A 20,337-nucleotide genomic window follows, 5' to 3' on the forward strand; every position below is an offset into this window, starting at 1 on the left:
AGCAAATACCTCCCCGCCAGTCAAACTTCTGCAGCGGTCGGCAATACCTGCCGTACGCTTGAAATCAGAGGATTTATTGGATGGACTTTTACCGAGGTGACGACCGCAACCCAGCGGACAGCGTGATTCGTAAACAAGGGTTCACCGCAAAACCGCCTATCCCCACCATGAACGGCAACCAGGCACGTCTATATCTCGCTCAACAATTCATGAAAGGAAATATGCGCCTTTCATGCCATGACGTGGGCATGACGTGGCGCGAACAAACCCCTGGCGGGCTGGTGGCCACCGCTCAAACGCAGGAGGGCGCATTCGCGAAAAGCTATTTCTACAAGATTTCAATCCCCGACCGTGAGCTCATGGCGTGGGAACTGACCAACAAGGGCGATCGAGAACGACAGATACCGTTGTCGAACGTCGGTACCACCCGCAAATACTGCATCATTCACAACGGCAACACCTATGAAACGGCAACGATTATCGCGCTTTGTCATCCGGTACATACCCGAGAGGCCACCTTCCTGACGGCGATTCCCGCGCAATACATTGTAGGAACGCGAACAGGCAAGGATGTCCTGAATGAAAGTTTGCCGTTTTCCCCCTTCACTCCGGCGTAAGCCAGCCAGCAAGCTGCCCGCCCCCGCCAGACACCTCACTCAGTCGACAAAGTTGCGTCGTTGGCTGAGTAGGTTCATTGCTCTGTAAGGTAAACTCCCCTCCTTTTCACCGCCATTCTCTGTATACGGCGGCCATTCACATCTCTATTTTTTTCACGGAGTTCGCCTTGCGTTTGTTCCACACCTCCGACTGGCACCTTGGCCAAAACCTCCACGGCCAGGAACGCGACTACGAACACGCTTGTTTCCTGGAATGGCTGCTGCGCCAGATCGGCGCCCAACATCCCGATGTGCTGCTGATCGCCGGCGATATCTTCGACACGGTCAACCCGCCGCTCAAGGCACAGGAGCGGCTGTATGACTTCATCATCAGCGCCCACGAGCAAAACCCCAAGCTGACCATTGTGATGATCGCCGGCAACCACGATTCCGGTTCGCGCATCGAGTTGCCTGCACCGTTGATGCGCCGTTTGCGCGCCCATGCCCTCGGGCGCGTGCTGTGGCTCGATGACGGCCAATTGGACGCCGAACGCCTGCTGATTCCACTGCCGGATGCCAAAGGCAAGATCGCCGCGTGGTGCCTGGCATTGCCCTTCTTGCGCCCGGCGGAAGTGACCGGCGCGCACCTGGGTGACGACTACCTGCGCGGTATCGGTCAGGTACATGAATGGTTGATCGCCGCCGCCAACGCCAAACGCAAAAGAGGCCAGGCGCTGATTGCCATCAGCCACGCCCATATGGCCGGTGGTTCAGTGTCGGAAGACTCCGAGCGCAGCCTGATCATCGGCAATGCCGAGGCGCTGCCCGCCAACCTGTTCGACAAAAGTGTCGGCTATGTTGCCCTCGGCCACTTGCACAAGCCGCAAAAGGTGAACGGCGAAGAACGCATTCGCTACAGTGGCTCGCCGATCCCGCTGTCGTTTTCCGAGATCGGCTACAAACACCAGATTCTCGACGTGACGTTCCAGGGCGAACGACTGGTCAGCGTCGAACCGCTCCTGATCCCGCGCTCGGTCAACCTGCAACGGCTGGAGGCCGCGCCCCTGGCCGACATCCTCAAAGCGTTGGCGGACTTGCCCGATGTCGACCTGCTCGCAGAAACCCAGCGCCACCCCTGGCTCGAAGTACGTGTGCGCCTTGACGAGCCGCAGCCTGACCTGCGCCAGCAAATCGAAAGCGCCCTGCAAGGCAAGGCCGTGCGCCTGGTGCGCATCGCCGCCGAATACGCAGGCAAACGCGGCAGCGATGCCACTGACGAAGAACGCTTGATCGAACTCGACCAACTCACGCCGCAAGAGCTGTTCAGCCGCGCCTGGCAGGACAGCTACGGCAGCGAAGTGGATGAACAGACCTTGAAGGACTTCGCCGTGCTGCTCCAGGAAGTGCAACAGCAGGAGGAACAGCAATGAAAATTCTCGCCATCCGCCTGAAGAACCTCGCCTCCCTGGCCGGCCCATTCGAGATCGACTTTACCGCCGAGCCCCTGGCCAGCGCGGGCTTGTTCGCAATCACCGGGCCCACCGGCGCCGGTAAAAGTACCCTGCTCGATGCGCTGTGCCTGGCGCTATTCGGCGCCGTGCCACGGCTGGGCGATACCGGCCAGGCGAAAATGCCAGATGCCGACAGCGATATTTCCATCGGCGACCCGCGCACCCTGATCCGTCGCGGCACCGGCGGCGGTTATGCCGAAGTGGATTTTGTCGGTGTCAGCGGCCGTCGCTATCGCGCGCGCTGGGAAGCCAATCGTGCCCGCGACAAAGCCAGTGGCAAACTGCAAAACAGCCGTCAAAGCCTGATTGACCTGGACAGCGACCAACTGCTGGCCAGCCAGAAAACCGAATACAAGACCCAGCTGGAACTGGCCCTGGGCCTGAATTTCGAGCAGTTCACCCGCGCCGTGCTGCTGGCGCAAAGTGAGTTCAGCGCGTTTCTCAAGGCCAACGACAACGAGCGCAGCGAACTGCTGGAAAAGCTCACCGATACCGCGCTGTACACCCGGCTCGGCCGTCGCGCCTTCGACAAGGCCAAGGAAGCCAAGGACGCGCACAAACAGTTGCAGGACCAGGCCACCGGCGTAGTGCCCCTGGCCGCTGAAGCGCGCGCCGAACTGGATCAGCAACTGGCCGGCGCCCAGCAACAGCTGAAGGCCCAGCAGGCCCAGCTCAAGCAACTGGAGTTGCAGCACACCTGGCTTAAGGAGTTGCGTGAGTGGCAGGATCGGCAACTCAGCGCCGCCCAAGATCTACAACGAGCACAAACCGATTGGGCCAGCCAGGACCCACACCGCCAGGACCTGAGCCACCTCGACCAATTGGCCCCGCAACGTCACCACTTCGCGCGCCTGGCCGAACTCGGCGCATTGTTGACGCCACTGGCAGCGCAGATTCAGCTGCACACCGAACAACAAATCGCGTTGCACGCACGCCAAGAGCACGCCCAGCAACAGCAAGCGACCGCGCAAACGGCACTGGTCGAGGCTATCAAGCAACAGGGCGACGCGGGACCTTTACTGCAGCGCGCCTTCGCTGAACAGACAACGTTGACCCACGTGACCAACGAGCTCGGCAAGCGCATCGAGGACAAACAGCTCAAAGAAAATGCCTGTGCTGAAGGCCAGTCTGCACTGGCTCACTTGCATGAAAGGCACCAACAGGCGGTCAAACGGCTTCAGCAATTGCAGGCCGAGCTGGAGAGCAGTGTCGCCCTGGCGCCTTTGAGCGCCGCGTGGGAGGGTTATCGCCCAAGCCTGCAACAGTTGATGCAAACCGGTAGCCGACTCAACAAAGGCAGCACCGAGCTGCCCTTGCTCGAACAGCGCGCCACTGCGGCCGCCGAACACTATGCCGAGGAGCGTGAAGCGCTGAACCTGTTGTATCAGGAAGCCGGCGCAGAACCTCACGCCGTGGCCGAGCAGATTCAATTGCTCGCCAGCCTGCTGCAAGACAACCGCAAACAACAGCGCGCCTTCGAAGACCTGGCACGGCTGTGGGACAACGAACAGCAGTTGGATCAACAGGCCGCCCATCTGACGCAGAGGCTCGCCGATGCCCAGCAGCAACGGGAAAACCTGATTCAATTGGGCCAGCAAGCCAAGACGCAACTGACCACTGCCGAACATACGCTGACCATCACCAAGCAACTGCTGGAACGTCAACGTACTGCACGCAGTGAAAGCGTTGAGGAATTGCGCGCCAAACTTCAGGACGATCAGCCCTGCCCGGTCTGCGGCAGCCACGAACACCCTTATCACCGTCCGGAAGCCTTGCTGCAAAGCCTTGGACGGCATGATGAGAGCGAGCAGGAAAACGCGCAAAAGGCGGTCGATGCACTCAATCAAACACTGGTTGAGTTGCGCGGCGAATTGGGTGGGGTCAATGGGCAAATCAAGGAATTCCTGAGCCAGCAGGAAGACTTGGCCACGCGCCAGCGAACGTCGAATTCCAATCTGCAAGCCCATGCACTGGGCGCTTCACTGCTCAATCAAACCACCGCCCAGCGCAGCGGCTGGTTGACCCAGCAACTCAGCCAACTCACCCAAAGCATCGCGCAGGACGAACAACGCCAGGGCGCGCTGCTTAGCCTGCAGCAGAACGCCGGCCGTTTGCAGCAGCAACTTCAAGCTGCCCAGGAAGCGAGCCAGCAGGCCACCCAATTGCTGGCGACGCAGCAACGTGAGTTGTCGGCCGACCGCAAGCGCCTCGATGAAGAGTTCGCGACTTTTGCCAGCCTGTTGCCTGCCGACATCCTGGATGGCCTGCGCCATGAACCGACGGCGACCTTCCTGCTGTTGGATCAGCAGGTCAGCCAGCGCCTGGAACAACTGGCACACCAACGCGATGAGCTGGCCGAACAGCAGCAACGTCAGCAAGCCATTGAAAAAGAGCAGGACCGTCAACAGCATCGGCAACAACAGCTGGAAGCCGCTCAACAACACCTGACGGATGTGACCACTCAGCAACAGACCGCTCAGGAAAACCTCACCGCACTGCTTGGCACAAACCCCAGCGCCGAGCACTGGCAGCAGCAACTGGACCACGCAGTGGCGCAGTCGCGCGCGAGCGAAACCGACGCCAGCCAACAACTGCAGGAAACCCGCAATGCGCTGGTGCAACTGGCGGCGGACCTCAAGGCCAAGCAGGAGCGCCAACAGGCGTTGCAGGCGGAACAGCAGGCCCTTGCCAAGCGCATCAGCGAATGGCGTGCCCAGCACCCGGAACTCGACGACACTGGCCTCACCCGCCTGCTGGCCTTCGACGATGCTCAGGTCAACGCCCTGCGCCAGCATCTGCAGGCCAGCGAAAAGGCCGTCGAACAAGCCAAGGTGTTGCTGCTGGAGCGCGAACAACGCCTTGCCGAGCACCAGGCCCTGCACAACGGCAATCTCGACGCCGAACAACTGGAGAGCACCCTCGCCGCCCTCAACCAGCAATTGGCCGAGGGCGAAAAACAGGTCGCCGAATTGCGCGCGCGGCAGTCCGAAGACCAGCGGCGCCAAGAAGCCAACGCGGCGCTGGCGCTGACCACCGCCAACGCCTATGAGGAATGGCAGCGTTGGGCACGTCTCGAATCGCTGATCGGCTCGGCCAGCGGCGACAAATTCCGCAAGCTCGCCCAGGCTTACAACCTCGACCTGCTGGTGCATCACGCCAACGTGCAATTGCGCCAACTGGTGCGCCGCTATCGCCTCAAGCGCGGCGGCAGCATGTTGGGGTTGCTGGTGATGGACACGGAAATGGGTGATGAACTTCGCTCTGTGCACTCGTTGTCCGGCGGCGAGACGTTCCTGGTGTCGCTGGCATTGGCCCTGGGTCTGGCATCGATGGCGTCGAGCACATTGAAGATCGAGTCGCTGTTTATCGACGAAGGTTTCGGCAGCCTGGACCCCGAGTCATTGCAATTGGCGATGGATGCACTGGACGGTTTGCAGGCCCAAGGTCGCAAGGTGGCGGTGATTTCCCACGTACAGGAAATGCACGAGCGCATCCCGGTGCAGATCCAGGTCATGCGCCAGGGCAATGGTTTGAGCACGCTGGAGGTCAAGTGAGCGAAGTGTTGCTGTATTCGTTTCGGCGCTGTCCGTACGCCATGCGCGCGCGTCTGGCGCTACGCTACTCGGGGGTGTCGATGCGTATTGTCGAGGTGAGCCTCAAGGCCAAGCCGGCCGAGATGCTGGCGCTGTCGCCCAAGGGTACGGTGCCGGTGCTGGTGGTGGATGGCGTGGTCATCGACGAGAGCCTGGCGATCATGCAATGGGCCCTGGCGCAGCATGATCCTGACGATTGGTTGCTACAGGGCAACCCGGCCACGCTGGCATTGATCGCCGAGAATGATCTGGGGTTCAAACAGCACTTGAATCGATACAAGTACCCCGAACGCTACCCCGAGCAGCCGATGGAACATTATCGGGCCGAGGGTGAGGTGTTCTTGCAAAAGCTGGAAGGATTGCTGGCGCAGCGAGATTACTTGCTGGCCGATCACCTGAGCCTTGCCGATGTGGCACTGGCGCCATTTGTGCGCCAGTTTGCCCATGTGGATCGGGAATGGTTTGCGGGGACGCCGTATCACCGGCTTCAGGCCTGGCTGCAACGCTTTCTGGAATCACCGTTGTTTATCGCGGTGATGGCCAAATCCTGAGCCCTACCACATCAGATCTCACACACCTGTCGCTCAGTGCTGGGTTTTGTGATCCAGCGCCGCATAGAAGTTGGCACTTTGTTGCAGGTATTTCTGGGTGTACGCGGTGGTGCCGGACTGTTTGCCGCTGACTTCCACGCTGGCGGCGGCAGGCAAGGCAACGGTGGCGGAAACGGCGGAAGCGGCGATGATCGAGAAGAGATTGAAGTTCATGTCGGTAGCCCTTGTATTCGTTTGGTTGAGTGGCCTGGGAAGGCCTTGGAACTCAACTTACGCCCGAGGGTTAAACCTTAGAAATGCTTTGAAACATTAGCCGCTATTAATGCAATTAATACAAAGCCACAGGCCCCGCACTGCGGGGCCTGTGGCTTATTGACGCACCAGGAACTTGAGGTCGCTGGGCGCATCGATCGGCAATTTCTGCACGGTTTTACCCAGCAGGCCGGTCTTGGGGTCGCGTTCGACGACCACGATTTCATTGCTTTTCTGGTTGGCGAACAGTAGGAACCTGCCGCTCGGGTCCAGACTGAATTCGCGCGGATGGTCGCCTTCTACGGAACGGCGCTGCAGTTCCTTGAGGTGCCCGGTCGCCGGGTCGATGCTGAATACCAGCAGCTGATTGGCCGTGCCGCGGTTGCTCAGGTACAGGAATTTGCCGTCGCTGGATGCGTGCAACGCTGCGCCGGCCTTGTCCGACACCGGTTGCCCGGCGGCGAAATCCACCAACTGGGTCTGCGTGAGCGTGCCGTCGTGGTAGTCAAACACCGCGACCTGGGCGCTCATTTCGGTCGTCAGCCAGGCGTGCTTGCCATCGGCGCTGAACAGCAAGTGACGCGGCCCGCTGCCCGGTGGCAGTTGCACCGAGGCCGGGGAAGCCGGCGTCAGTGGTTGCTCGTGGTTGGCCTTGGGGTCATAGCGGTAAGCAAACACTTTATCTGCCCCCAGGTCCTGCACGAACACGTACTTGCCATCCGGCGCCGACACCACCGAGTGCACATGGTTGGAAGCCTGACGCTCGGGGTTGACCCGGCTGGCGGGGTGTCCGCTCAACTGCACCGGTGCCGACAGCTTGCCCTCGGCATCCACCGGCAGCACCGCCAGGCTGCCGCCCGGATCCTCCTTCACGGAATAGTTGGCGACAAACAAGTAACGTCCATCGGCGGCAATGCTGGAGTGAGTCGGCTCATTACCCAGGCTCTGCACCTGGTTGATCAGGGTCAGTTGCTGATTCTTCGGGTCGATGCGATAGCTGCTCACGCGGCCGACCGGGTCTTTCTGGCCTGGGCCGTTTTCATTGACCACGAACAGATGGGTCTGGTCCTTGGAAAGGGTCAGCCACGACGGATTGTCCGCCTTGGCCGCCAACACCGGCTGGCCCTGAAACAGGCCTGTGCGGCTGTCGAATTGCAGGCGGTAAATCCCTTCGCTGCTGCCGGCGGTGTAGCTGCCTACCAACAGTTCATAGGTCTCGGCCGGCGCGGCCTGTACCGACATCGCACCGACACTGCCCGCCATCAACAGGGGCCAGAATTTACGCATCATCATGCTCGTCTTCCTCGTCGTTATTGTTGCCGGTGAAAGCACTCATGCACACGAGACGGTGCTCGCCCGAGTCACCGGTGAGGGTCCAGCTTTGCAACGTTTCATCAAAGGTCGCGGCCTGTACTTGCGCCACGCTGAAAGACCAGCGCTTTTCAGCGCGTCCGTCGATGCAGGTGATCACCAGCGCCTGATCGTCGAGGGTGAAATCAAAGGCGTGCAACCCATCGACTTCGAGCATATCGGTGTTGGCAAGTTCAGTAAGGAGGCTAGCGGCAGTCATCGGGATCGTTCACGCAAAGAAAAGAGCGTGATGATAAGCCAATTCCTCACGCCCTTCCCCCATCGCGTTGCCCAACGATATCCGGATACCGCCAGCGCGTGCGCCGGCTTGCCATTCTTGGTCCACATCCGTGGCGCATGGCCCACCGACCAGCACCCCGGCCACTGCGATTGAAGCCCGCATCCGCACGAAAAGGATTTTCATCCCTATGCAACCGTTATCGTCTCCTCCCCTAACCGTCCAGGCCGTCAGCCGCCAGTTCGCCACCCGCCCGAGCCTCATGCCCTTGGTCCAGACCCTGCTCGGCAATGCCCTGCGCGAACGCTACCCCTCGTTGAGCATTAACCTGGCCCTTACGCACCTGGCAATCCCGCAAGCGACTAAGGGCTGGACGTTTCAGCCATTGATGGACGTCATCTTCAATTACCTCGCCGGTATCGGGCCATTGGATCTCGGTGAGGCGTACGGTATCGATCACTACCTCTCGGACGTACCGCCCAAACGCCTGAAACTGCCGGGCCTGACCCGCGAAAAGCTGGAGATGACGGTGGTCCAATCGCTGATCCAGGATCTGTGTTCGACACTGCCCATTGCCGCACAGGACGCACTGGCCCATTACTGGAATGAGCCCTCGGGCACAGGCGGCAGCCGCTGGCGTTGGCTCAGCGACATGCTCATGACCACCCTGCAAGCCAGCGCCTTGCGTCAGACCGACCTGGATGCGGACGTGCGGCAGACCCTTGACCAACTCATTGGCACCCCGGACCGCGAACAGCGGATCGCGCGATATGGTGAGCACGCGGTATACGCCTACAGCCTGGAGACACAACTGGATAACGCAGGCCAAACCAGGCGCGTGTTGTCAGAGCAGTTGCTACTGACGCGTGCCATCAACGGCAAGGCGCCGGTGCTGCTGTGTTCCCCCGGCGGGCGTGTCGAGGCGTTCTCGTCCATGGATGCCTTCACCCTTGCCTGGGGCGAGCGCGCCGCTGCCCAGTACGAGGCAGAGACGATCACCTGTAATCGTTACGAGCCCGAGGGCTCGATCTTTGATTACCAGGCCACGACGCTGTTTAACCTGCAAATGGAACGCCTGGCCGCTCTGAAACTGCCCCTGGAACAACGCCAGGAAACCCTGCAGGCGCTGTACCTGCGGCTCACCGACCCCGGCGAGTTTTTCCTGGATGCGCAAGACGGCCCCGTCCGCACCCTCGATGCCGTGCGCGCTCGGTTGCCGGATGCCTTGCGCGATGCGGCCCCCGGATACCGTGAGCGATACCGGCAATACAGCCTGGCCCTGGCCACCGCCAAACAGCGGGCGGGTGGGCGCTCTTTTCTCACCGGCATCGACGATATCCACACCTACACCGTACATGCCCTGCAGCAAGCACTTGACCATGAGGCGAGCGCTGCCGGTGACACCACCGGGCAAGTGGCCCTGCACCCTGATGACCTGCAACTGACGTTCGTCGTTGCCGCGGGCTACCCAGGCACCGTGGGTATTGTCGAACGTGTCCACATGAGCCTGACGGAACTGGCGCTCAAAAACCTGGCAGGCCTGCCCAGCGGCGAGTTATCCATCGCCCATCGCCAGGGCACACCATTACCGGCCTGGTTGACCCGCGAAACGGTGATTGGCGGCAACGGATTGATCAAGCGCGTCGACATCGGCAAGCACTACCCCGAGTTGCTCAAGCAAGCGCTGTTGAGCGACACGCCTCAGGCGCGGGAGCGGGAAACACTGTTCGCCGCTCAGCAGCCGATGCAACTGTGCTTGCTGGCGCTGGAACTGAGCCTCAAGGGCGAAGCCGGCATCACGCCACAAGGCGCCCGTATGGTGGCGGCGTTGATGCAAGGGAGCAGCGCCGAACAGAAGGTCGACGGCAAGCCGGTGGTGATCCGTCACCTGTCCTTTTTGCGCAGCCCCGGCGCAAAGGCCGACAAGGTCAGCGCCATGTACTTGATCGAGTTCCAGGGCAGTGAACGCGGCCCGCATCTGCTTTACCGGCCCTTGTATGCCCAGGCATTGCAGGAGTTCTCCAGCCGGGCGGCGCTGTTCCAGGCCATTGCGCAACCGGGTGAATTGCAAACCAGTGTCCTGACCTGGTTATCCGATACCGCCCGACCGATTTACGACCACGGCGGTTTTCAGGAGCCCCATTATCTGCGTTTTGGCCAGGGCGATGAGTTCGCGCCGCGCCGCACGCCGCCACCGGCGACATTCGCCAGCGACGGCGCCAACGACGAACTGCACCAGTGCCTGGTCACCGGGCGACTGATGACTTACCTGTTCAGCGACCACAGCCGGGCCCTGATTGAACAGGCCGAGCGCGAGTCCACGTCCAACAGTGAAAGTCGCTGGCAGGTGCTGATGGAGGGCGGGAGTTTGTTGTTCGGCAGCTTGCTGCAACCACTTCTGTCAGGCCCGTCAATGATAGTGGGGTGGTTGTTGGCGCTGTACAGCAGCCTCAGCCAGGACATTCAGTTGCTCGACAGTTCATCCGCCACGTCTCGCGAGCAAGGCGCGATCGACCTGTTGCTCACTGTCGCAACACTGCTGCTGGAATCCCCGCTGGCCCCCACTGCCCCGCCCCCAGCCGTGGCGCTACGCGTGCCGCAGCGACGCCCGCAGGCATGGCCGGCGCCCACACCTGCACGGATTCGCCAAGGCACCGTTGCATTGCCCGGCGTGCAGCCACAAGGCTTGCACACCGCCGTGGATTTCAGCTACGCCCAGGCCCGTTATCGCCTTACGCCCAGCCAGCGCGCCAACCTCGCGTCACTCAAGGTGCCGATGCCGGGTGACCTGCCACAGCCGGTCTTGAATGGCCCCCGCAAGGGCTTGTACCTCATCGATAGCCGCTGGCATGCGCAGGTCGACAGCGACCTGTTCCGCGTCAACCTGGAGGACGATGGCAGCGTGCGAATTACCGACCCCACCGATGCCCAACGGCCTGGCCCTTACCTGCGCGACGACGGCCAGGGCATCTGGTCAGTGGACTCCCGGCTGCGCCTGCGCGGTGGCATGCCGCCAAAGCGCATCGCTGCCGAGCGCGAGCGCAAGGCCAACCGCGTCAAGGCATTGGAGGATGAACTTCGGGCCTACTTGCAAACTCAGCCCGAGGTCGACAAGGCAGAAGCCCGGCAGACCGGTTTAAGCGGCAAGCCACTGGCAGAGGCGCGTCATCAGTACGATGCCGCCCTTGAGAAACAAAGCCAGCACCAGCAGCAGATCCTGGACAGCCTCAAGGAGCGTGAAGCCTTAAACGTTCCCTTATCGCTGACAAAAACCCTGGACCTGTTGCACGACGCCGTTCTCAATGCCCGTAAACATGTGGCCATTGCCGAGCTCGACAGAGAAGACCTGTACCGCGCCCACCCGCAGTTCCGGCGTGAAGGTCCCGGTTTCAATGTGGCAGTCGTGCTTGAACGCAACCGCTATCGCCAGTTCACGTCCCAACTGGCGGACATCAACGAGCGCAGTATCCGCTGGCTTGAACGCCAGGCGCGCCACCTTGAACACATGCAGTCAATGGGCTCCAGCGGCGCCAAACGATTCATCGAGATGACTGCCAATCGGGTGAACGAGATCAGCGCGCTGTCCATCAAGGACTTGCAACTGCGCACCTTGAAATACCTGAGCGTGAAGGATTTCGGGCACCCGCTGTTCAAGGCGATGGATAACATTGTCAGCCCGCTGCAGCAGCAGGTACGCACCCACGCCGAACTCAACGGCCTGGTGCTGTCGCCCAGTGATCGGCTGAGTGTGTTGGAAAGTCTGGTGGAGCATTACGGCCGTGCGCTGGATGGGTTGCTCGGGTTGGAAATTGTCGACGTCGAGGGCCTGGATGCGACGTTCAGCGGCCGGTTGCTGAACCTGGTCCGCGGGCTCTACGACGAGGTAACACAACGTCTGTCCAGGGAGGTCAGACCGATTGCACACACCAGCAGCCAGCCGCCCAGGCCTGTGCCGGCTCAGGCCCCGACGGCCACATCGGCAAAACGGGTAATCAAGACCCGGCGCAGGGGCATGCTGATCGGCGACGTGCAGCGGGTGCACAACGTTGAAGTGGTCGAAGTACGCAACGAGAACACCCGGCAAGTGGTCGAGAGCTATTCACAGCAGGGCGATGTATGGGTCGAGTATGTGGTGCAGACGCCGCCCCAGGCGCCCGTCCCACCGCGCAGTCTGAGCCAGGTCAAGGGTGAAGCGCGCAAGTTGCTGGCCATGCTGGATGATCATCTGCGCAGGGCCGAGCACTACAAAAAAAGCAGCAGACACCCCCAGGAGGTCCAGGAGGTCCTGGATTACGAAGCGGCTCGCTATGACAAACTGGCCACCGAGTTGGACCAGGCCATCGCCGCTCAGCCCGAGAGTGCCAGGACCACCGCTGACCAGGCACTGGCCAGCGACATGCGTAAGGCCGGTGAACGCTTGAGTGCCTTGGGCCAGACATTGCGGCACCAACTGAGCCTGGAACTGCCGCCCACCCACGGCAATCTGGAATACCTGCTCAACCAGCGCCAGGTCAACGTGGCCAAGTTGGGCGGGCGGACCCGATTGAAGGGTGAGCGCCAGGACTTCATCCAGGAGTACGCGATCAATGATCCCAAAGGCTACCCGGTGTGGTATGCGCATTTTCACTACCCCACCGCAGACACCGCAGGGGCCGATTACACCGCCGCGCACATGAAAACCCGCGAACAGCGCAAGCAAAGCTATTACTCGTTGCTCGCCAAGGCGCAGGGCCCGCAGGCAGTGGTCGACGTACACCGAGGCTTGATTGGCAAGGCGCTGGCGCAGCGCTGGTTCTTATCGTTCCCGTAATAAACCGGCCCGAGCCGTTCGCGCACGTGTGCACTATCGGGCTACCGCATCAGGCGTGGCGTTGGCGTTAGGTTAGGCGGGCATTCGCTTATCCAACGTAAAGGAATACCTTTCATGCCAATCGTCACGCCGATCCCGGCGGAAAACCTGTTGAAAACCGTGATAAAGGGGCAGTTTTCAACGCGCCCCGCCCTGCGGTCGGTAGTTGCAGAAATGCTGGCCCGCACCCTGAAAGAACACTACCCGCCCCTGTCCATCGCCCCTTCGGATCTGTACATGGCGCTCCCCCGTGAGGGGGGCGGCCGGGCACTGCGGCCGGTGCTGGATGTGGCGCTGCAATTCCTTGCCGACGGCCATTTCCCCGACCTTTCATTGAGTTACGGGTTGGACGCCTACCTGAGCGACGCCACCGGCAGCCGACTCACGTTTCAGGCCGATGGCGAGCGCAGCTACGACCTGAACGTCTTCGAAAACGCGATACGGGAACTGCCCTTGATCCTGTTTATCGGGGCCCAAGAGGCGCTGGCCGCGTATTGGGAACAGGACAGCGATACCGGCGTCAGTCGCTGGCAATGGTTGGCCGAAGTGCTGCGCGGCGCATTCAGGGCCAGCGCCGTCCGTCAATCGGGGGACGACACCCAGCAACTGCAGATACTGAGCACCCTGGCCGACTATCCCAGCCGAGAAACCAGAACCGAGCAGCCATGGCCTGCCAATGCGATCCACGCCTACACCCTGGAAACCCAGCTTGTACAAGGCAGCACATCACTGACGCAGCAGGCCAGCGATATTCTAGTGGTCAGCGGCACGCGCGTGCTGCTGTGTGGTTTGTCCGGCCGGATCGATTCCTACGCCAGCCTTGATGCATTCGGCGAGGCATGGGGCAAACGCATGCAGGCAGAGGGGATGGCCGACACCATCACTTGGCGCCAGTACGAGCCCGATGGCGATATTTTCGAAGTGCAGGCGGCGCTGGTATTGGATCGACAACTGGAGAACCTGGCCAATCTGCGCCTGCCGGCGGGCACCAGCGTCAAGGCGTTGGAACAGCAGTTTGCGGCAATCACCGACCTGGCCAGCCTGTTCCCCGACTCGCCCGCCATCGCCAGCCATCCCGCGCCGTCGATCGAGACGGCCCTGCCCGGCTGGCTGCAAAACGCCTCGGCGGCCGATCGTTTCGCGTTTTCTCAGTGCCTGCTCGAACAGGCCAGCCTTCGGCGTCTGAATCAAGGCAAACACTACCTCGATGATCTCGAGGATATTCGCAGCTATGCCGCCAGCCATCTGGATCACCAACTGTGCCTGGACCGCAACGCCAACGAACACGGCGAACGCAGCTGCAAGGAACTTGCCCAGGGCGCCTACCGGGCCGACGCACTGCAACTGACCTTCGAAGTGCCGGTGGGCACTCTGCAAAGTGGCTATATCGACCGCGTGTCAATGAGCCTGGTCGACCTGGCGCTCAAGAACCTTTCAGGTAAACCTGCCGGCCGCATGACGGTGCGCCATGCGGATGGCCAGCCGGTCGACAGCAGCCTGACCCCGGAGTATCTGCTCGCGCTGGTGCAGCGCATCGATGTCGGGCGCAACTACCCGGCTTACCTTCACCAGTCACTGCTCGGCGAGGACGCCCAGGCGCAAGAGCGCAAGCGGCTGTTCCTTGTGCAGCGTCCCATCGACCTGAAAACCCAGGCCCTGGAATACAAGATCAAAGGCCAAGCCGGGCTTACGTCGCGAGGGCTGCGCTATGTCGAAGCAGTGCTGGGCACCCACAGTACCGAGCGCTGGGCGGGCATGGATGAAGTGGTCATGCGTGTGCTCGCCTTTCAACGCAAGCCCGGCGCCAAGGCGGACGGGGTGCAGAATATGTTCATCATCGAGCCGCGCAACGGGCAGCCAGGCCCGCGCTTGTTGTATCGCCCGGCGTATCGGGATTCGCTGTTGGAATTCACCGACCGCGCCAGTCTGCTGGCCGCCATCGCCGAGCCCGGCGAGCTGCAGGACAGCGTCCTGGCCTGGATGGAAGACCCTGCCAGAGCGGTGTACAGCAACGGCGGATTCCGGGAGCCCCATTACGTGCGTGTCAGCGGCATAGGTTCCGAGTTCGACCCCTTGCCGCCCATTCCACGCCCCGCGACGCTGGCCCCGCCGAATGATGAAAGCAGCGATCAAATCCTCCAGGCGCTGGGCAACAACCAACTGATGGACTACCTGTACGAGTGCGAAGCGCGGCAACTGCAGGAGCAAGCCGACCGCGACTCGACGTCCAACGCCGAAAGCCGCTGGGCGCTGATTCTCGAAGGCGTGCAACTGGGCTTCAACACCTTGCTGATGCTGGTGCGTGGGCCCTTGGCGGCGGTGGGCTGGTTCATGCAGTTGGCCCTGAGCCTCAAGCAGGACGTACCAGCCCTGGAAAGCAAAGACCCGATTGCCCGTGAACTGGCGTGGGTCGACCTGCTGCTCAACACCAGCATGGTTCTGATTCACCTGGGGATACGCGACCACGTAGCACAGCCCCCTGCGCAAGCGGAGGTCCCACGGTTGCCATTGCAACACCCGCAGGGACAGGCCATCTCAACCCCGGCCGTGGTTCGACGGGGCATCGTCGGCTTGCCTGCCGAACCGCCCGGCGGCGGCCGCACCCTGTTGGATATCGACCGCTCCCTGGCCAGCGACAGGGCCGCGACACGTTTGTTAAGGAAACTGCTGGAGGTCAATGTGCCCTGGCCTGAACACGCCCCGGACCCCGTCGCGCTCGGCCCTTATCGCGGGTTGTTCAAGATCGGCCAGCGCTGGCACGCCACGGTGGGCGGCCTGCTGTTTCGCGTCAACATTACCCCGGACGTGGACGACGTATTCATCATTGACCCGAACAAACCCGACCACCCCGGCATCAAGCTGCGCACCGATGGCAAGGGCCACTGGACCCTAGACCGCGGGCTCAAGCTGGCGGGCGGCGGGCCCAAGCGTCTGGCAACGCTGCGCGAAGAGAATCGTCGCCAGGCGGTGCAATTGAAGGACCGGATGGACACGCTCAATGAGCAGATTTCCCCAGACATGGCCGAGTTCAGAGATTGGTTGACCCGCCTTAACAATAACCGCGTGGTCCTGATCAAGCAGACCACTACGTTGAAACTGGTGTGGAACCTGCTGCAAAAAGCCACCGATGCGCAGAGACCCGCGATCGAAGCACGGCATCAGCAGGAGATAGCGGCCTATTCGAAGGCGCGCACCGACTATGAGGTGGTCCTGGATAAACTCGAGCAGAGTTACGCCAAGGTACTGCCAAAGCGCATCGAGCTGTACAAGGTAGGTCAGGACCTGCAGAAATACGCGGGTGCCGGCCCCCATGTCCAGGACCAGGCCATCACGCTCAAAACGCTTTGGGACGAGCAAATGCGCACGCATTTCCACCTGCAGAAATGGGCCGACACCTTTATGTTCACTGAGCGTGGCGAGCCCATGAGCCACCTGGCCAGCCGGATGCGCGAGGAACTGCGCGAAGGTCGCCCCTGGGCGTATAACGAACATGTGACCCGCTCGATTGAACTGGCGGACGTCGTTCAACGCATGGCGGCCCGCTCGCGCGAGATGGAAACCACCCTTGAGTTGCTGGAACAGGACTCCGTGGCCGGACGTGTGTTGCGCACGCAAGCGTTGTCCAAAATTACGACGTTCCAGCACTTTTTTGCGCAGAACCTGGAGATGCATGCGCTGATCCCGCTCTCGTGGGTGGTCGTGAAATTGTCGGCGCTGGAGGTGTCGCCGCTGGAGGCGCTGTACATCGACCATCTAAACAATTCGAGCCTGGGCCAGGCCTTGCTGTCACATACCGAAGTGCGCAGCAGCAGCGGTTATCCGCTGGATGAGCAACGATTGCTGTACGGCACAATCCTGGACAAGTACCGCAGCTACGAGCAGGCCATCGAAGCGCTCACGTTCATCAATCCGCAACGCGTACACCCCGTGGCCGAACGCCTGCTGGCCGGGCTGAGTCGGGCGCGGACGCTGGCTGAAAACGAGCTGGAAAGTGTGGTGCGCAGCCAGGAAGCACTGGAGGTCGAAGCATCCGCCGCCACGTTGCTCAGGCCGAAAGAGCCGGCCAAACGTATCTTCAAAACCCGTACGCGCACGTACTGGATCAGCGAGCTGAAACCTGTCGATGGTCTACACCCACGCGAACGGCTCACCATTACCAATAGCCTGACCGGTGAACCCCTGACCACCTTCGACGCGGATGATGCCGGCAGTTGGGTGGAAACGCCCCAGCAACCCATGGCCGCCCCCGAACCGGCGGCGCCGGCCTCTACCCTGGCAATGCTCAAAGACCAGGGCGAGAAAGTGCTGCGGCAACGCCCCGAGATCGAACGGCTGATCAGTGCCCAACAGAAGAAGCTGGAGTCCGCCCTCACCCGGCAAGACGTCAACCCGGCCGACTGGGATGAGTTGCTCACCGGACAGGCCGATAGACTCAACGCACTTGCGGATGAAATCGCACGGGATCACAGCGACCAGCCCAGGGCGCAGGACGCCATCGATCGTTACCGCGCCAACGCCAGGGACATGCAGCGCATGGCCACACGACTGTGCAGCGACGCCTACAAACGCCAGTGGCCAACCCTGGAAAGCCTCGATTACCTCTGGCGACACAAGGAAATCGATATCAACCTGACCAGCCTGGCAGACCCGCAGCGGCCAACCCTCAGTGGGGATTTCTTCACCGAATACGCGGTGTACGACAAAGCGCAAAAGCCGCCCAGTGTGCTTTGGTATGCCCACTTTCACTACGCCACCGCCGACGCGCCGCCTGAGCGCTACACGCGAGCCCACTTGAAACTGGCCAGCCAGCGCAAATACACGCAAAAGGATCTGCTCAAGGAACATGTCCAGGCGAAATTGCGCAGTGAGCAGGCGGCAGGGGCCGACCCGGTGGAAAGAATCCTGTACGTATTGATCGCGCCGCCCCAGGACCAGCTCTTCCTGGCTATCGCGCCAACCATCAATTGACCCTCAACGTCCGGCGTCGCTGACGCCGGACGTTGTGTACCGCCTTGGGCTCAGTGGGCAAACAGCGAATTGCCCTTCTGCCCCGCCAGCTTCTCGGGTTTGATCAGGAAGCGCGCCAGTGCCGGCAGCAGCCACAGTGCACCGAACATGTTCCACAGCAGCATGAAGGTGAGCATCAGGCCCATGTCGGCCTGGAACTTGATGGCCGAGAAGATCCAGGTGCACACGCCGATGGCCAGGCACAGGCCGGTAAACAACACGGCTTTACCGGTGGATTTGAGCGTCTGGTAATAGGCTTCCTGCAACGGCAACCCGGCACGCAGGAAACTTTCCAGGCGGCTGTAGATGTAGATGCCGTAGTCCACGCCAATCCCCACGCCCAACGCCACCACCGGCAAGGTCGCGACCTTGACGCCGATGCCCATGAACGCCATCAGCGCATTGCCCAGTACCGAGGTGAGCACCAGTGGCAGCACGATGCACAGGGTCGCGGCCCACGAGCGGAAGGTGATCATGCACATGGTCGCCACGCACAGGTACACCAGGATCAGGATGGTCAGTTCCGACTCCTTGATGACCTCGTTGGTGGCAGCCTCGATCCCGGCGTTACCGGCGGCGAGGATGAATTCCAGGCCGTCCTTGTTGTTTTCCTTGGCGAAGTCCTGCACCGCATGCACGGCGCGGTCGAGGGTTTCGGCCTTATGGTCGTTGAGGAACACCAGCACCGGCGCCAGTGAGCAGTTGTTGTTGTACAGGCCGTCGGCGCGGGCAATGGAGTTGTTCAGCACGTCCGGGTTACGCGACAGGGTTTCCCATTTCAGGTTGCCCTCGTTCATGCCCTTGATCATCTGCTTGGACACGGTCACCAGCGAGATCGCCGACTGCACGCCCTCGGTGTTCTGCATCTTCCACATCAACTGATCGATGGGCGCCATGGCTTCATACCGCGAGCAGCCTTCGGCCTTGGTCTTGACCATTACCACCAGCACGTCGGAGCTGGTGGAGTAATTGCTGATGATGAAGTTGTTGTCTTTGTTGTAGCGCGAGTCCGGGCGCAGTTCCGGTGCACCTTGGTCCAAGTCGCCGATCTTGAGGTTCTGGCTGTACCAGAGGCCGCCGCCAAAGGCGACCAGGGCCAGCAGGACCGACACTGGCGCGACTTTGGCGCTGGCGAATTTGGACAGCAGGCGCCAGAACGGATGCTCGCGGTTTGCGTCTTTCTTGCTCTTGGCGATGGCGCGCTTGCTGATGCCGACATAGGAAATCGCCACCGGCAGCAGGATCAAGTTGGTGAACACGATCACCGCCACGCCGATGGACGCGCCGATGGCCAGTTCACGGATCACGCCGATGTCGATGATCAACAGCGTAATGAACCCGACCGCATCCGCCAGGATCGCGATCATCCCCGGCAGGAACAGTTGACGAAAGGTCCGCCGTGCAGCCGTCAACGCGTTGTCGGCCTCGCTGGATTGCAGGGCGATACCGTTGATCTTTTGCACGCCATGGGAAATACCGATGGCGAAAATCAGGAACGGCACCAGCATCGAATACGGGTCCAGCCCGAAGCCGAAGAAGTGCATCAACCCCAGTTGCCAGACCACCGCCACCAGGGTGGTGCTCAACACCGCGATGGTGCTGCGCAGGCAGTTGGTGAACCACAGCAGCAGAATCAGGGTGATGACGAATGCGATGCCGAAGAACAGCACCACCATTACCAGGCCGTCGATCAGGTCGCCGACCTTCTTGGCAAAGCCCACGATGTGGATCTTGACGTTGGGGTTCTGGGCTTCGAACTTGTCGCGGATCTTGTCTTCGAGTTCATGGGAGAACTTGCGATAGTCCAGGGCCAGCAACTTGCCCTGATCCTGCGGGTCCGGATAGGACTCCAGCAGCGGGATATCCACGATGCTCGACTTGAAATCGTTGGCGACCAAGCGCCCGACCTGGCCGGACTTGAGTACGTTATTGCGCAGTTGATCGAGGCTTTGCGCCGAGCCGTTGTAGCTTTGGGGGATCACCTCACCGCCGGCGAAGCCCTCTTCGGTCACTTCGGTCCAGCGCACGCTAGGACTCCACAGCGACTTGAGGCCCGAGCGGTCGACGCCGGAGATGTAGAACACCTCGTCGTTGATCTGCCTCAGGGTCTCCATGTACTCCTTCGTGAAGATGTCACCGTCCTTGGCCTCCACCGAGATGCGCACGGTGTTGCCCAGGTTGGCCAAGTCGTTGCGGTGTTCCATCATCTTTTCGATGAAGGGGTGCTTGAGGGGGATCATCTTTTCAAAGCTGGTGGACGGGCGAATCAGCGTCGCCTGCCAGAACAGGAACACGCTCACCAGCAGGCAGATGACGATCACTGCCGGGCGATTGTTGAAAATCAGGCGCTCAAGAAAGGTCGCTTTATCGTTGTGATGACTGCTCATTCT

The 20,337-nt window shown here is 61.2% G+C and carries 10 protein-coding genes; 6 read left to right on the forward strand and 4 right to left on the reverse strand.

What is annotated here, in order from left to right; translation table 11 throughout:
- Positions 1-80 precede the first annotated feature (80 nt).
- The 4 genes from LRO94_RS16000 (at position 81) to LRO94_RS16015 (ending at position 6,251) form a co-directional block, all read left to right on the forward strand.
- On the forward strand, positions 81-617 hold the full coding sequence (locus LRO94_RS16000; RefSeq protein ID WP_032887214.1) for a hypothetical protein: 537 nt from the start codon (positions 81-83) through the stop codon (positions 615-617).
- A gap of 167 nt (positions 618-784) precedes the next feature.
- Entirely contained in the window at positions 785-2,026 is a 1,242-nt protein-coding gene (locus LRO94_RS16005; protein WP_179178877.1) for an exonuclease SbcCD subunit D C-terminal domain-containing protein, read from the forward strand.
- Positions 2,023-5,661, forward strand: a complete 3,639-nt coding sequence (locus tag LRO94_RS16010; RefSeq protein WP_179178876.1) for an AAA family ATPase — start codon at positions 2,023-2,025, stop codon at positions 5,659-5,661. The genes LRO94_RS16005 and LRO94_RS16010 overlap by 4 nt, the downstream gene beginning before the upstream one ends.
- Positions 5,658-6,251 carry a glutathione S-transferase gene (locus LRO94_RS16015; RefSeq protein WP_032887219.1) on the forward strand — a complete coding sequence of 198 codons (594 nt, stop codon included), beginning with the start codon at positions 5,658-5,660 and terminating at the stop codon, positions 6,249-6,251. The genes LRO94_RS16010 and LRO94_RS16015 overlap by 4 nt, the downstream gene beginning before the upstream one ends.
- Before the next feature lie 33 nt (positions 6,252-6,284).
- Here LRO94_RS16015 and LRO94_RS16020 read toward each other — a convergent pair whose 3' ends face one another.
- From LRO94_RS16020 to LRO94_RS16030, 3 genes are all read right to left on the reverse strand, one after another.
- Complete coding sequence (locus LRO94_RS16020; RefSeq protein ID WP_032887221.1) at positions 6,285-6,464, reverse strand: hypothetical protein; 180 nt, start codon at positions 6,462-6,464, stop codon at positions 6,285-6,287.
- 156 nt (positions 6,465-6,620) lie between these two features.
- Complete coding sequence (locus LRO94_RS16025) at positions 6,621-7,796, reverse strand: lactonase family protein (protein WP_179178875.1); 1,176 nt, start codon at positions 7,794-7,796, stop codon at positions 6,621-6,623.
- Positions 7,783-8,073 (reverse strand): DUF5629 family protein, encoded by a 291-nt coding sequence (locus LRO94_RS16030; RefSeq protein ID WP_032887223.1) that lies wholly within the window; start codon positions 8,071-8,073, stop codon positions 7,783-7,785. Before LRO94_RS16030 ends, LRO94_RS16025 begins: the two co-directional genes overlap by 14 nt.
- A 208-nt stretch (positions 8,074-8,281) precedes the next feature.
- Between LRO94_RS16030 and LRO94_RS16035 the strand changes: the two genes are divergently transcribed.
- The gene (locus LRO94_RS16035) at positions 8,282-12,901 is read left to right on the forward strand and encodes a hypothetical protein (RefSeq protein ID WP_179178874.1); all 4,620 of its coding nucleotides are present in this window, start codon (positions 8,282-8,284) and stop codon (positions 12,899-12,901) included.
- 114 nt (positions 12,902-13,015) lie between these two features.
- Complete coding sequence (locus tag LRO94_RS16040) at positions 13,016-17,908, forward strand: dermonecrotic toxin domain-containing protein (RefSeq protein ID WP_179178873.1); 4,893 nt, start codon at positions 13,016-13,018, stop codon at positions 17,906-17,908.
- 50 nt (positions 17,909-17,958) lie between these two features.
- Here LRO94_RS16040 and LRO94_RS16045 read toward each other — a convergent pair whose 3' ends face one another.
- Positions 17,959-20,334 (reverse strand): efflux RND transporter permease subunit, encoded by a 2,376-nt coding sequence (locus tag LRO94_RS16045; protein ID WP_032886494.1) that lies wholly within the window; start codon positions 20,332-20,334, stop codon positions 17,959-17,961.
- Positions 20,335-20,337: the final 3 nt, after the last annotated feature.

This window comes from Pseudomonas sivasensis, assembly GCF_021391435.1.
In the GTDB taxonomy this organism is placed as follows: domain Bacteria; phylum Pseudomonadota; class Gammaproteobacteria; order Pseudomonadales; family Pseudomonadaceae; genus Aquipseudomonas; species Aquipseudomonas sivasensis.

What these genes read in the sequence shown, in the direction of transcription:
- LRO94_RS16020 (WP_032887221.1), bottom strand. Translation starts at nt 6,464, where the DNA reads ATGAACTTCAATCTCTTCTCGATCATCGCCGCTTCCGCCGTTTCCGCC.
- LRO94_RS16010 (WP_179178876.1), top strand. Translation starts at nt 2,023, where the DNA reads ATGAAAATTCTCGCCATCCGCCTGAAGAACCTCGCCTCCCTGGCCGGC.
- LRO94_RS16040 (WP_179178873.1), top strand. Translation starts at nt 13,016, where the DNA reads ATGCCAATCGTCACGCCGATCCCGGCGGAAAACCTGTTGAAAACCGTG.
- LRO94_RS16030 (WP_032887223.1), bottom strand. Translation starts at nt 8,073, where the DNA reads ATGACTGCCGCTAGCCTCCTTACTGAACTTGCCAACACCGATATGCTC.
- LRO94_RS16035 (WP_179178874.1), top strand. Translation starts at nt 8,282, where the DNA reads ATGCAACCGTTATCGTCTCCTCCCCTAACCGTCCAGGCCGTCAGCCGC.
- LRO94_RS16025 (WP_179178875.1), bottom strand. Translation starts at nt 7,796, where the DNA reads ATGATGATGCGTAAATTCTGGCCCCTGTTGATGGCGGGCAGTGTCGGT.
- LRO94_RS16000 (WP_032887214.1), top strand. Translation starts at nt 81, where the DNA reads ATGGACTTTTACCGAGGTGACGACCGCAACCCAGCGGACAGCGTGATT.
- LRO94_RS16045 (WP_032886494.1), bottom strand. Translation starts at nt 20,334, where the DNA reads ATGAGCAGTCATCACAACGATAAAGCGACCTTTCTTGAGCGCCTGATT.